Source organism: Persicobacter psychrovividus (genome assembly GCF_036492425.1).
GTDB classification, from domain to species: Bacteria; Bacteroidota; Bacteroidia; order Cytophagales; family Cyclobacteriaceae; genus Persicobacter; species Persicobacter psychrovividus.
This window is the reverse complement of the sequence record NZ_AP025297.1, coordinates 128,140-143,647: the sequence shown is the minus strand read 5'-3', so window position 1 is coordinate 143,647 and position 15,508 is coordinate 128,140. Positions and strand designations below refer to the sequence as shown.

At 44.4% G+C, this 15,508-nt stretch carries 8 protein-coding genes; all 8 read right to left on the bottom strand.

The window, feature by feature from the left end; genetic code table 11:
• Positions 1–3: 3 nt before the first annotated feature.
• Entirely contained in the window at positions 4–2,196 is a 2,193-nt protein-coding gene (locus AABK40_RS21440) for a GH92 family glycosyl hydrolase (protein WP_338399204.1), read from the bottom strand.
• 30 nt (positions 2,197–2,226) lie between these two features.
• The gene (locus AABK40_RS21435) at positions 2,227–3,603 is read right to left on the bottom strand and encodes a sulfatase-like hydrolase/transferase (RefSeq protein ID WP_338399203.1); all 1,377 of its coding nucleotides are present in this window, start codon (positions 3,601–3,603) and stop codon (positions 2,227–2,229) included.
• A gap of 2 nt (positions 3,604–3,605) precedes the next feature.
• Positions 3,606–4,871 carry a glycoside hydrolase family 99 protein gene (locus tag AABK40_RS21430; RefSeq protein WP_338399202.1) on the bottom strand — a complete coding sequence of 422 codons (1,266 nt, stop codon included), beginning with the start codon at positions 4,869–4,871 and terminating at the stop codon, positions 3,606–3,608.
• A 20-nt stretch (positions 4,872–4,891) separates the two neighbouring features.
• Positions 4,892–7,201, bottom strand: coding sequence for a T9SS type A sorting domain-containing protein (locus tag AABK40_RS21425; RefSeq protein ID WP_338399201.1), 2,310 nt, complete (start codon positions 7,199–7,201; stop codon positions 4,892–4,894).
• 88 nt (positions 7,202–7,289) lie between these two features.
• Positions 7,290–7,970, bottom strand: coding sequence for a DUF3823 domain-containing protein (locus tag AABK40_RS21420; protein ID WP_338399200.1), 681 nt, complete (start codon positions 7,968–7,970; stop codon positions 7,290–7,292).
• Between the two features lie 12 nt (positions 7,971–7,982).
• Positions 7,983–9,776 (bottom strand): RagB/SusD family nutrient uptake outer membrane protein, encoded by a 1,794-nt coding sequence (locus tag AABK40_RS21415; protein ID WP_338399199.1) that lies wholly within the window; start codon positions 9,774–9,776, stop codon positions 7,983–7,985.
• A 5-nt stretch (positions 9,777–9,781) separates the two neighbouring features.
• Positions 9,782–12,865: a SusC/RagA family TonB-linked outer membrane protein gene (locus AABK40_RS21410; RefSeq protein ID WP_338399198.1), complete on the bottom strand. Its 3,084-nt coding sequence runs from the start codon at positions 12,863–12,865 to the stop codon at positions 9,782–9,784.
• 196 nt (positions 12,866–13,061) lie between these two features.
• The gene (locus AABK40_RS21405) at positions 13,062–15,371 is read right to left on the bottom strand and encodes a GH92 family glycosyl hydrolase (RefSeq protein WP_421953325.1); all 2,310 of its coding nucleotides are present in this window, start codon (positions 15,369–15,371) and stop codon (positions 13,062–13,064) included.
• Positions 15,372–15,508 lie beyond the last annotated feature (137 nt).

Genomic DNA, 15,508 nt, shown 5'->3' with positions numbered 1-15,508 from the left:
GGTTTAAAATAATGCCATCAGGCTGTTCTCCCCTTCCATTTCAAACTCCAACACACCACCATTCATGATTTGTGAATAGGCGATTTTCCAGTCGGTAATCGGTTCCCCGTTATAGGTTACAGACTTGACATAACAATTCTTTTCTGAAAGATTATTAGCCTTGATCGTCAAGGTATTTTCACCCAGTTTCAGACTGGTTTTTTCGTACAAAGGCAGGCCGATATTAAACTCTCCCGAGGCTGGGTTAACCGGATAAAAACCCAAAGCACTGAATACATACCATGCACTCATCTGTCCGCAGTCGTCATTTCCACTAAGACCATCAGGGCTGTTCAAATATTGAGTAGCCATTACCTGTCGGATAAGCTGCTGTGCCTTTTGAGGTTGATCCACATAGTTATAAAGGTAAATAACATGGTGGCTTGGTTCATTACCATGCGCATACTGACCAATCAGTCCCGTTACATCGGCTGCGTGTTCATCCACCGGAGCATCCATGGTAAAGAGGGCGTCCAATTTTTCAGCCATCTCCAACTTCCCTCCCATCAGCTCTACCAACGATTCAGGATCCTGAAGAATATGCCATGAATAGTGCCAGGCATTTCCTTCGGTATAATCACCACCGGTGGTCGGTCCGTGCGAGTTTCTCAGCGGATCGAAGGGCGTTACCCAACTGCTGTCGCTGTTTTTTCCCCTGAAAAATCCAGTAGATTCATCAAAAATATTTTTATAGTATTCACTGCGCTTGCTGAAAAAGACATAGTCGTCCATTTCCCCAAGATCTTTGGCCATAGTGGCTGCACACCAATCATCAAAGGTGGCTTCCAATGTTCTTGACACCGCTTCTTTCTTAAAAATATCTGACGGAAGAAAGCCATATTTATCATAAATCTGCCAATCATATTTGTGCCAGTGATTGGTGGTCAATGATTGCTTAATCAATTGGTAAGCCCGGCGTTCGTTACCTTCGAGCAAGCCTTTATGGTAGGCATCGACAATGGCTGCTACGGAATGATTACCGATCATGCAGTGGTTTTCTTTGCCCATCAAGGTCCAGATAGGCAAATAGCCATTCTCTTCACCGTGGGTAAGCATGGATTCCACAAATTCAGTGTCCTTTTCCGGCGAAAGAATGGTGTAGAGCGGATGTGCCGCACGATAAGTATCCCAAAGCGAAAAGGTCGAGTAATATTTTTTGGAAGGAGCAGTCGCTACTTTTCCCTTGGCACCACGATATTGTCCATCAACATCAGCGATATTATTTGGCTGGATAAAAAGGTGATACAGGCTGGTATAGAAAGTTACTTTCTGCTCTTTTGTCCCTTCGATTTCCACACGGCTCAGATACTCGTTCCACTTGTCTTTGCCCTGTTGATGCAGTTGATCAAAGGTCTTGTTTTTCGCTTCAGCCAACAGATTTTTTTTGGCTCCTTTGATATTGACGGTAGAGATACCGACTTTCACTTCAAGCTCCTCGGCATCGGCCATCGGAAAATCCATCAGCATGATACGGTCTTTGTATCCTTCTACAAAAGAAGTATTGGTGAAGGGCTTGCTTAACTCAATCACAAAAAACAGTTTTCGGTCAATCCACCGATTGACATGCATAAAGCCCGTAAGCGTTCTGTTGTTCTCAATATTAATCTTGGCATCGACCACCTGCGTGGTGTTTTTATTGCCCGCACCCGTCATGGTATTGTTGATGTTCAGCAACAGCTTGTAATCTCCTGCCTGCTCGAAAGAGTACCGATGCATGCCCACATGTTCAGCAGAGGTCAGCTCAACTTTAATATGATCCTTGGTCAGCTCAGTGGAATAATAATTGGGAGAGGCCACTTCTTTTTCTTTTGAGAAAGGCACTTTGAAGACATTATCCACCTTCCCCTCTTTAAAGGGCAACAGGATCACATCTCCCAAATCACCAACACCCGTACCGTTAAGCTGCGTGTGAGCATATCCCCTTACCAGGGTGTCCGTGTACTGATATCCCGAGCAGTATTTCCAGGCATAATTGCCCGTTTGAGGACTTACCTGTACCATTCCCATAGGGGTCGTGGCACCGGGAAAAGTATGGCCGAAGCCTTCCGTTCCAATAAAAGGATCAACAAATTGGGTGTAGTCCGTTGCTGAAGGTTGTGAACACGACAGCATCAGGCTACCGATGAACAACAATAAACAGGTTGATATATTTTTCATTTGAATCAGTTTAATATAAAATGTGCTCCCTTAAGGCTGCTGCCCGTTCAAAAATTGGTTCAATTCCTTAGTCAGGGCGCTTACGATCTCGGGGTGCTGTGCAGCTACATCCTTTTGCTCTCCAGCATCGAGGGAAAGGTTGAACAATGCCCCTTTTTTGAATTGATTATCCGGACGAATTCCAGGGTATTCCCTGACCGTCGCCTGTTCAGTTTGGGCGATAATGGTGGTACCATCGGGTGCCCGTGGGTCCACCCAGTCGTCCGGCAGATGGAAATTAGTCGGTTCATTGACGAACAGTTTCCACTTTCCTTTTCGGATGGTGATCGGCTGATCTCTGTGGATACTCACAATCAGCCTTTCGTCGGTATCCTTTCCATTGATCTGCCCCAAGATTGACCGTCCGTCAAGATTTTCTTTCTTCAGATCAAAGCCCGTAAACTCCGCCATTGTCGGAACAATGTCCGGAATCCATGCGGGCTGATCAATGGTGACACCCTCGGGTGCTCCAGGATACTGAATAATGAAAGGGATGCGGATGCCCCCTTCCCAATTGGTGGCCTTCATGCCTTTAAGGCTACCCGTGCTTCCCCCAAACCACGGACCATTATCGGACATGAAAACCACCACGGTATTTTTATCAAGGCCCGTCGCTTTAAGATGATCGAGCAGGCGCCCTACGTTATAATCCAACTCACGAATAACGTCCTGATAGAGATCATCGGGCGTATCCGGTGTATAAAATTTTTCCGACGCAGCCAAAGGCTTATGAGGCATGGCGTGGGTCAGGTATAAAAAGAAAGGATTGTCTTTATTTTTGTCAATAAAGTCAATGGCCTGATTGGTGTAATCCTCGGTGATATACCGCTGATCGACCGTAGGCTTGACCACCTGCTCATTCTCCCAGATCTGAACAGGTCGCATATCATTGGAATATAAAATCCCATAATAATGATCAAATCCCTGTTGGCGAGGAAAGAATTTCGGCTGGTGACCCAAATGCCATTTACCGATGATCGCCGACTGATAGCCAATGGCACCCAAACGTTCAGCCAGCGTAACCTCAGAAGGGTCAAGCCCAGGCTCATCAATACCTGCATCAGGGGCAGGATTTTCCAGCAAACCATGATGCAGCGGGTGTTTTCCTGTTAGTATAGAAGCCCGGGCGGGTGCGCAATAGGGCGTTGGTGCATAGAAATTGGTGTACTTCACCCCCTTTTCCGCAAAGGCATCGATATTGGGTGTCAGTCCTTTTTCCGCACCATAGCACGATAAATCACCGTAGCCCATATCATCAGCAACAATGAGAATAACATTGGTTTTAGGAGCGGTATTATACACCTCTTTTACCCCAACAAAACCAACGATACTTACTAAGACAGCCGCTAAAATGATCTTCCCCCTCATACTTATTTCATTTTATAAGTGGACTCTGATAACTGCGCCTCACCTCGCAAGACTTTCCCTGCCTGTTGCGTTAGTTTGAGGTAATGATCCGAAGGCATGCCCTCCATATCGATAAATTTGGCATTGACCGGTGGGTTGTCTGTACATTTAAAAATCGCCGTAGATTCGTCCACCTCATCGAACATGGCCACATAAAGCATCTCTGCCCCCGCATCCAAAGTGTGATAAATCTGATTCCAGAAAAACGCCCCTTTTTGTCGTGGGATTTCAGCATATGGTACCTCCATCTTTTTGACCGTTCTGCGCAGATTCGCCCAGCTGAAACCAGGGTAAACACAAGGCACATAATCGACCCCTTTCGAAGCACACCACTCGATGTCTGCTGCTACGTGGTTATGATACTGTGTCGGATTTTTGAAAGTATCATTATTAAAACGCCCGACCATCCACGGCAAAACCACATCCACTTGCTCAATGATTTTGTGCAGATAAGGATCATTGGAACAATCTGTTTTTAGTTCACGGAAATACGTTGGGATGCCGAGCATTACCGAACAACCGCCGTAAACAGGGTCATTTTTAAGAAAGTCAATCAACTCCTGCAACTTGATTTGGTCAATGTCATACGCTCGGTCAGGAAATCCAACTCCCCATATCGCCACCAGTGGTTTCCCGTTGTGGTGCAAGTAGGTTTGCTTTTTGCCCTTGTTCAATACATTCAGGTCATCCACCAAATGCTTCCAGTCCTCGATCACGGTTGAACAGTCATCTTTGCCCGCCTTCAAGCCGGATAAATCATACATGATGGCAATCGCCCGATCATGCTGCTGAGAAGAATTAAAGGCATGTTTGATCACCAAGTCAGGACGTATTTTAGCCTGATCATTTTTGATGTAGGAGAAAAAACGTTGCATAAAGGCGCCATCAATCTGATAATCCTTCATCCATTTGAAATGCAGATCGGTGGTGCTTTGATCCGAGGAACTGAAGATGTTTGCCGTTGAACCATCGGCATTGATAAAATCCGTTGGATACTGCTTTTTGTATTCCCTCATATCGGGATAAATATCGATGGTCAGGTGTTCGGGATCAAACTTGCCATTGTGCCCGTAATGCCCCCATGCCTTGCCGTGGGTATCTCCATCGGCTTTAAACCAGCCTTGATAACCACACATCACCAACCCTTTGTAACTTGGGTACATAGGAGATTTCTGTGCCAAAGCAGAAAAGGACAATAGGATTAAACTAAAAAAAACTAACTTCTTCATCTTGATAAAAAATAGGTTGCTTATTGTGTTTTGAGGACTTTCAAAAGTTGGATATGATTGCCCGTTACTACCTTAATGAAATAAATCCCATCAGCTAAAGCGCTTAAATCCACCTGTTGTCCGCTGACCAGCACCTGAGGCTGAACAGCACCTGAAGCATTCATGACAATGATGGAATCTACCCCCGAAATATTGATCCAAAACACCCCATTGGTAGGATTTGGAAAAGCGACCAATTTTTTATTTTCAATGCCCAATGGTGTAGCGGTGGTATTGAATCGCCAAAGCTCACCGAAATACCATTTGCCGCCTACTTTCTGATCTACTCGCCAGAAGTAATTTGTATTGTGCGTCAAATGCTCATCGATCAACAGGCGCTCATCAGTCAGACTTTCAGCGATGATATCACTTTTATCCAATAACTCCGATTCGCTGATCAGCACACGATATTCTTCGGCATTGCCCACACCAGCCGTCCATTGCAATTCAGGCTTAAGGCTGATCTCTGTTTCGCCGATAGCCGGAAGCGGATCGGTAGCAGGGGCTACCTCCATATCCCCTTTTGTGCTGAAGCTCCATACATCGCTATTGAGCTTTTGGCCCGTTTCCAAAATGATTTCCACCTTCCAAAAATAGGCCTGCAAATCAATCAGGTCATCGAACCTCACCGTACTTTGGTCACCATCGAATGACTGTAATTCGGCATCGGCAAAGTCTTTGGTTTTAGACAAATACACTTTGGTAAGTTTGACATTTTTCTCAGGGCACTGCACCCAGGAAAATACCTGATCCGTGGCTACATTTACAGAATTGCTTGCCGGCATTGGGCTTGCAGGTTTTTCGGATTCAAGAGAAACATTCCCCATCGGAACCAATTCACCCGCCGAATTCTTAACCACTACATTAAAGGTTCCACAACCAAGGTCGTCGATCATATACCTCTTTTCTGCGGAATTTATTTTATAGGCAAAAGTCTGGCCTCCATCCACACTCACCTCAAATTCTTTGGAATTCGCATAATCAGGAAAGATCAATTCCACCTTTGCATCATCAATGATTCGCAGGGTCATGATCGCTTCTTCCAGGCCACTGATCTCATCGGTAATTTCTGCCTCTCCGGCAATGATTTTACGCGCACGACCTGCAAGCTTCAGGTAATAATCACTCGGTAGATCATAGCCATCTTGATCCATCGCAAGCCACTCTCCCACATCAGGCAATTCAGACTGCTTTTCGAGTGTTTTGAAGTAACAGGTGCTTTCATCCACCTCATCAAACATCGCCAAATACAACGATTGTACATTTTTTTCTGCATAACCTTTGAGCTGCATCCAGAAGAAATCGCCACCGAGTCTCGGAATAGCATTCAAAGGGTGGTTAGGGTCGTTGTTCTTGAGGTTCACCCATGAAAAACCAGGAAAAGCAACGGGAACATACAAAATATCATGCTCCTGACAGAAGTTAAGTGAAGGGCGCAGTTGATTCCACAAATAAGAATCAAAACCATCCTGATCACGGTAACGGCCAGGTGTCCAGGCACTGATCACCGATGCCTTTTTGAGGCTTGGCATAAACTCTGTTTTTTTGAACCAATTGTCATTTACGCCCAACATGACCGATGCGCGGTATTTTTCTTCAGGTGCATTGGCAAAGAAATCCATCACCTCTTCCAGCTCAGATGCCGGCGCATCGTCTCTTACCGTATATCCCCAAAGGGCCACCAAAGGCAATCCATCCTGATGCAAATAATTGTCCCCTTCGGTAACACCCAAATCATCTACGAGGTGTTTCCAGTCGGCAATAATATCTGTGGATTTACCCGCCACACCATCATACATGATACTGAAAACACGACCATAGTCGGCGGATCCTTCTTTGACAGATTTTGTTACCTCATCACGAAAACGCATCACACCCGCATCGCCATTCTCACTAATGAATCGTTGCAGAAACACCCCATCGATATCATAATCCCGAAGCCATTTCATGTGCCTTTTGACGGTTTCCCTTTTTCCTGAAGAAAACACTTCGATAGGCTTGCCATCCTTGGAAACATATCCGGTGCTCATTCGCTCATTTTTCGGGAACTCCCGCATATCGGGCAACATATCAACCGTTCGGTTTTCGATCTCAGTCGAATGGAAATTGCGTCCCCAATGCCACCAGGTAGCACGTACACTCTCGTCTTCTGGCGCAGCAAACCAGCCCTGATATCCAAACATGGTTTTGCCCTCATAGCCTTTATTATCAACAACTTTATGCTTCAAGTCCTGCGCATTAACGGCAAACAAGGGGAGCAGAGTAATTATAAAAATCAATAGGTATCTCATACAAAAAAAAGGTTGTGGCGTAAAGTTCACCCTATACTATTATAGGTTGTAAAGGGGCCCTCCATTTCAGAAGGACCCCATAGGTTTTTTATCTTGCGATATGGAATATTTGGCTGTAATTCCACTGCCCGTACATACTTGCCGCTACACGGATGTAATAGTCCTTTCCATCCTCGAATTTATTTCCGAAGTCATAGGAAAACTCCCTGTCCAACATGCCACTGTGGGCATTGATAAACTCTGCATTTCCCAATACTTGATTGGAAGTACCAAGGTCCACCGTTTCCCAGGTATTGAACAATACCGCAATACTCTGAAGATCTCCATCAATCCCCTCAGGACGATTGACAACATACTTGATGCCCGTTGCCCCATCCAATTCGACACTGATTCTCATATTGGGCAATACCTCAAAATTATGCTCTGTATCACCGTTAAGGGTAACTTCGATGGTATCTCCCAAGTATTTGAAAGGTCCATTATGTAAAGTAGCCTTATAGGTCCCATTAAAAATCATAGAATTTCGGAAGGCACCTGAACCCACTCCTCCAATATTCAAATCTTGTGGGGAAGTGTTATCAGGGTACTTTTCACTTATCTCAATCAAGCGAACTACTCCAGCTCCCTGACGGCTTGTGATGATCGGTTCACCGGTATCGACATCGATGATTTTACCATAAAATGTTGCATTGGGCTGTGGGAAGTTATCCTCTTTAATACAGGAAGAAAGGACCAAAGCCGCCAATAAAAATATTACTAAATTTCTCATATCCATATTGAATTAATAGCCAGGATTTTGAACCAAAAGTGGATTAACCTGAATCTGATCACCAGGAATCGTATTGTAATAGTGTCGGTCTTGATAGTTTTTCATACCGTCTCTATTTTCGACATTATATACATAGCCGTCATTATCGATATCATAAAAATATCTTAGGCGCTGTGCTTGGAAAGTGTTAAGGTCTGGCACCAAACTTCTCCAGCGTCTCAGGTTCCAGAAATATTTGTTTTCATAAACAAACTCCACCAGCCATTCATTTTTGATCTTGTCAAAATTCAGGGAAGTGTGTGCTGGCATATTCGCACGAGCTCTTACACGATTGATGGACGTCAAGGCCTTGTCATTATTTCCCAGCTGAAAGTTAGCCTCAGCATGGTTCATCAACACCTCAGCAAATCGGATGTCAATCCAGTGGGTCTGAGACCTCCAGTCGGTACAAAGTGCTGCTGGACGCTCAGGATCCATATATTTTCTGGCAAATACACCGGAAAGGTTACGGCGATCAAGGGCATTTCCTGTTCCCAGAATATCTGTTTTCGAATCAACAAACTCTTTTTTATCCATATCAAAATATAGATTAGGATCACTTCCTACAAGCATTCTCAAAGCACCGTTCTCACGATAAGCTACTCCGTCCTGAATGACAATTTTTGTTCCTTTGGCCATTGAGTTGGTGGTGATGAAGGAGGCAAACATCCGAGGGTCCTTTCCATTGTAAATATCCTCTGGTTGTTCATAGACAATCGGATCACCATTATCATCATAGATTTTCAATTCGCCAGAGCTTCCATCGGTATAGCCAAAAGCCTCAACCATTTGCAAAGTCGGCGCCAGGCGTCCTCCATAATTCAATGGCGCATTGATCGGAGCAGGCAGAATCATCAAATCATGAGAGTGTGTGCGTCGGGTGGCGGGGAAGTCATACCCTTTGACGAAAATTGATTCCTGATTGTCAGGGTTTACAAACAAGTCATAAAAAGCCTGTGCAGGATCGGGTCCGGTCATCAAGTCGTATTTCCCACTATTAATCACCATTTCTGAACCCTTGATGCTCAAATTATAAAAACGTTCCGCTTCGTTGATCGGCAGCCCAACCACTCCGTCAAGCTGCACTTGTCCGTGCTGAGCCACCGAGGCAGCAAAAATCATAGAACGGGACATCAGAGCGGCTGCTACATATTTATTGGCACGACCGTAAATACTTTCCTCAGGCATGTGCTCTGCGGCAAACTCCAAATCCTCTGCTATGAGGTTCCAAACCGCCAGCTCTTTGTCGCGAGGTACTAAAAGTTCCTCAATAGGTGAGGTAGGATCCAACAATTCCGTGATCAGTGGCACGCCACCAAACATCTTCACAAGCGTGAAATAGTTATATGCTCGAAGGAACAAAGCCTCCCCCATCAGCGCATCATAGCTACTCTGTAGCTTATCAGGCAATGCGCCCGATTCCAGGATTTTGATCATCTCCGTAATGCGGCGAATATTTGTATAACACAAATTCCAGTTGTTATTAAACTCCCCACCGCCATAGGTGGTACTCCATACCGCCTCTTGCGTCCAGTTGGCCATATATCGGTTTCCGTGACCAGGGAAATTGGTCATGTTGCCTTGGCAAAAATTGAACGACTCAATCGGTAAATCTTTATATAAAGAAATAAAGTAGGCTTCGATGGCATCCGGGCTGCTGAAAACATCCTCAGGACTCATGCTATTAGCTTGCTCACGATCCAAAAAGTCGGAGCAGGAGGTCATCATGACCGATAACGATAATAAAAATATTAAAAAATTTCTCATCTCAATTACAGTTTAATATCTACGCCAAAGTTCATGTTCATGGTAATCGGATAGTTATAGCTATACTTTCTTGAAGTATATTCAGGATCAACAAAATCAAGCCCTCGGGTGAAGGTATGCAGGTTGAAAGCCGTGAAATAAACACGAAGCCCTTTGGTTTTAATCTTCTTCAACAAATGCTGTGGAACGGTGTAACCCAACTCAACATTCTTGATTCTCAAGTAAGAAGCATCTCTCCACCAGAAATCTGAGCTGCGATAGTTTTGGCGTTCACCCATGGCAGGATATTTCCCAGGATTCCATCCACTTTCCGGATCGGTCATATCATTCAGGTGCCATCTATCCCAGAATTCGGTGATCGGAGTAGCAAAGCCCCAATAGAATGGACGACTCAACTGATCATCATACTTCACGCGATACTTGGCCGCACCTTGTAGCAGGACAGAAACATCAAAGTTTTTATAACTCATACCGAGGTTCAATCCGAAATAGATCAATGGTTTACCGCCAGCATTGGCAATTGGCACTACGTCACTTCCGTTGATTACCCCGTCGCCATTCATGTCCACATATCTGAAATCACCAGGAAGGATTGTTCTGTTTCCGGCACCATCCATAATCGCATGGCTGTGGATTTCATCGTGGTTTTGGAACTGACCATCGGTTTTGTATCCCCAAATGATATCATTGTATCGATAGGATTTGGTGTTTCTCCATTCGCCATTTTGATTGCTTGGTGGATTTTCTTCGATATAAGCATGCTTGGTTCGTGTATAACTCATGTTACCACGAATGAAATAACTGAAGTCACGGCCAATGCTGTTTCGGTGCCCCAAAACAATCTCATAACCACTTGTAATATCCCCATTCAGGTTTTCCTGAGGCAAGTTCACTCCTACATATCCGGGTAAGGTTGAATTTCTTAGGGCAGGCAAACCATCTCGCTGACGCTTAAACACATCAAACTCAACATCGATCTTGCCCTGGAAGAAACTCGCTTCAATACCTGCATTGTAAGTGTCGGAGGTGTACCATGTAAAGTTTGGATTGACAGAATTCCGGATACCCAAAGCAGGTTTGAAACCATTACCGAAGTAGTACCCGCCATCAGGATAAATATACCCGATTTCGTGATCGACCAAATTGGATCCTCCATCGTCTCCCATTCTACCCCATGAACCTCTCAGCTTCAGTTTGGAGATAAAACGCACATTGTCTTTCATGAAATTCTCCTCAGCAATATTATAACCTGCCGAAACAGACGGGAAAAGTCCCCATCGACCATCCTCAGGATACAAGGAAGAACCGTCATAACGGAAGCTTGCCTCCAAGAGGTATTTCATTTTATAGTCATAGGTTACCCGACCAATCAGCGACTGCCTTGCCACTTCTTCGACATAACTGCCTACCGTACTTGTTTCCTGAATACCGGCACCTAACTCTGGAATAGCATCCACACCAAATTGAACATAACCGTTGTTGGTTCTAAGTTGCTTGTGGCGTTGCTCTGCTACCCCCAATACGCCGATGGTGTGACCGTTGATTTCCTTATTGTAGTTGGCCATCAACTGCAAAGTCGTGTTGACTTCCTTCCAACGTCCTTCTGACAGGTCTGAAGGGTCATTCAATTTGGCAACCTCATTGTATGCGTCATTGTCCGCATCATAACTATACTGTGAATAGGCTTTACGGAAACGGCGGTCCAAACCATCTTTGGTATCATAACCAGCAACCGCTTTAAGGTTTAAGCCTTCCACAAATGGAACGGCATAGTCAAGATTAAAGGTGGACTGATAAAAACTTTCACTTCTGTCGCGGAAGCCACTCAATTCTGGATCCACATAAGCCAGTGGGTTGTTTCCTCCCTCGTATGGATGTTGCAAATATTTTGGGTTGCCATTGGCGTAAGCCTGATTCGTTGGTGCAATACGCCAGGTGTTACGGAACACCTTCCAAGTGCTTTCTGACTGCCCGTCCTGTGTCGTTTTAATGTAGCCCAGGTTTACGCCAAAAGTAAGGTCTTTGGTTAGTTTGGCATTTACATTCGTACGGAAGTTATATTTGTTAGAGCTTAACGAATTGGTTTTCCATAAGCCGTTTTCGCCAAAAAATCCGAAGGAGGTATAATAAGTAACCTTGTCGTTACCACCAGAAAAGCCAATGTTATGCTGTGTTTGCGTCGATTGGTCTTTCATGATCAACCGCATGAAATCCGTGCTCTGTAACTCACCCGTTCTGTACTTTTCAATCTCTTCTGAGGTAAAACGAGGTTCCCCTTTGTATTCACCAGAACTATATAAGTCATTGTAGTGCAACTCATTGAACATGGTAGAGTACTGATACGCATCAGTCAAACGCGGGAATTGCGTTACCCTGTTGATACCCATTCGGAAAGAGTAATCTACTTCAAAGTCTTTATTCGTTCCTTTTTTGGTGGTTACCAAAACAACCCCATTGGCGGCCTGAACCCCATAAATTGCGGCAGCCGCATCCTTTAGGATAGAGATGTTATCAATCTCATTGGGATTCAATCGTGCAAAAGTTGCCGGATCACGAGGAATTCCATCAATAACGTAAAGAGGTTGTCCAAGACCACGAATATCAATACTTGAATCAAAAACACCAGGCTCACTGGAGAGCTGCTGTACCCGAACACCAGGCAAACGACCCGCAATAGAGTTATTGACATCCGGTACAGAAACCTTGATCAGGTCATCATTATTGATCGCCGAAATGGACCCTGTTACCGACCCTTTTTTCTGCGTACCATAACCGACCACCACAACGTCCTCAAGTGTCATGTAGTCTTCCTCCATGGTTACTGAAACCGAGGTTTGTGATTTCCCCACGGGGATTATGACTGTTTTCATTCCAATGAATGAACACTGAATTTTAATATCTGATCCTGAAACTTCAAGTGCGAAGTCTCCGGAAATATCTGTTACGGTACCGCCAGCGGCTCCAACAACAGATACATTCACGCCAGGGAGTGGCTCCCCTGTGGTATCCACCACATTTCCGGTAATCCGTTGCTGTGCAAGGGCGGAAAAACTAATGAATAGCATGAAAAAAAATAGTACTTTTTTCATAAATAGATCGTTTTGAATTAAAAAATTGTTCCTTAAAAATTGGGAACCATCCTCAGGCTCTTAAAAAAATACATGGTAGGTTAAGCTACATGGATTTAGAGTAGGTTGATGATGGTTTTGGGCAATGTCAAAATACATTGCCATTTATTTGAGTACAACAAAATCCCCTTTGGATATCATTCAGGGCATTTTAATTTTACCCCTTGATCATTTTCATTGCTGATGGTGGTGCATCCTGTGGTTGCGCCCCCCAATTCAGATTGGCTCTATTGCCCATGGTCAGTTCCAAAGTTCCTCCATGCTCAATGGCCGAATGCGGAAACCAAGGCTTGTTCCACGCCTCACCATTGAGTGTAGCCGACTGAATATATTTATTATCTTCCGACAGGTTATTGGCCTTGATGGTGAAAGTTTTCCCATTGCCAAGATGTACTTTGGATTCCTTAAAAAATGGTGTTCCAATATTGTAAGCAGGCATTCCAGGCGTTACCGGATAAAAACCCAGTTGAGAGAAGATGATAAAAGCGGACATTCCACCACCGTCTTCATCACCGGGAATACCCATCAAATCATTCCTAAACCATTGACGCATCAAGGTTTTAACCCTTTTCTGTGTCTTCCATGGCTGTCCTGCATAATTGTACAAATAAGGGATATGCAATGAAGGCTCGTTGGCCATGGAGAACTGCCCCACATTACCCGTATGATCGGGAATCTGAGCGTAAAAGGCGAACTTGCTTTTACCCAAAGGCTCATTAAAGGTCGCCTCAAGGTTGTTGATGAAAGCTGCTCTTCCACCCATCAACTCCATCAGATCTGCTACATTATGTGGCACATCCCAACGATAAACCCAGCCATTGTTTTCTCCATAATAATTTCTCAATCCTTGTCCGCCTGAGAAACGGTAATCGAAAGGTTCAATGAATTGATGTTGATCATCTTTGGGATGGAAGAATCCTGTGGATGCATTGTAAATTTTTCGATAGTCATAAGACCTGTTCAGGAAATACTGGTGATCTTCCTCAATATTCAACAGGCGGGCGATTTCCGAAAGGCACCACTCATCATAAGTTGTTCCGAGCGTAACGGCTACAGGCTGTCGGCTTTCAAAAGGATGCACCAAATCACTGTATTCTTTTTGACCGTGGCGGAGTGCGGGGAAATACCCATTTTTCCAAAAGAAAGCATCCAAGTCGCCCGCAGGCTTTCCTGACCATGGCGCCAGCGTTTTTTCGGTGATCCCTTTCTTACACATGGAGTAGGCCTTTTGCAGATCGAAACCATCCAACCCTTTCACTGCTGCATCTAAAACCGTTGCCACACCGTGATTTGAATTCATTCGGCGGCTATCTCCCATTACCTCAGGGAAGGTAGGCATCCAGGCATTAGGCATTTGTTCTGCCATACGGATAAAAGAATTCAGGATGTTTGTTTCGAGTTGTTTCTCTGTCAGCACACGAAGTGGATGTGTTGCCCGATAGGTGTCCCAAATCCAATCGTCAGTATAAAATGGCTGACCGTTGTCTTGATGAATTTCCCCGTCAAAAGCACTGAAGTATTGTCCATCTTCTGAAATACAAACAGGTCGCTCATAGGTTCTGTAAACCGAAGTATAAAAGATAGTTCGATCGTCTTCCGATGCACCGCTGACCTCAATTTTCCCCAGTGCGTCATTCCATATTTTTCTTCCTTGCGTGGCGATTTCATCAAAAGATTTTCCGTTTTGTTCTCTTTCCAAATTTCGTTTCGCCTGCTCCACACTGATCAATGATACCCCATATCGAACGGTGATTTGTTGTTGATCAGCTCCAAAAACCATCGCAATACTTCCCTTATCGGTTTGGATTTCTTTTTGGGAAGCTATTAGCTTACCTTTTTGAATTACGCCATCACGCAAGGCATTTTGTTCTGATTTGAGATACAAATACACTTTGGTCGTGTTTTCGGTTACCTCATTGTCCACCACCTGATAGCCCGAAATGGCTCCATCAGCGATTTTTAATTGGCCTTTTTTATTATGCACTGTTAATGCAGGTGTTTGGCCTTCTTCAAATGACAATTGATAAATTCCTGACTGATGTGATAAGGAATAATTTACCGCCACCTTCATTTCATCCAAATATACCTGATAACCATAAGGCGTAATTTTCTCTTGGTCGTAACTTAGTCGCCCCACCTCTGCAATCTGCTGTTGCGCTGAATAATTGGATGGACTCAAAGTAAATGCCGAAGCGCCACGGTGAGAAGTGGTGATCACCGGTAGACCTGAAAGTCGATCCGAAGTAAAATCTGCTCGCTCAGGAATTACCCGCAAAAAGCTGTTTGGTAAATGAATGGTTGGAAAAGTAGGCACCAGCAGGTGGCTGATATTTCCGATGTACGGATTGACCCAGTCAACCGGCTGCCGATCCGAAACCGAGGCTACTTTCCCTCCTTGGTTCTGAATTTGGCAACCTCCTATAAAAAGGAAAGCTAAAGACAAAAAATATGAATAAATACCCCTCATACTATTTTCAAAAGTGAGTGAAATAAAAAATTATTTGATTCAAATATAGCCCCCACTCCTTAGCCCAATATTAACCGCCCTATAAACAACTTAACGAGTGGTTACCCGATCATTAATTGGCCATTTTCAAGCCCAAA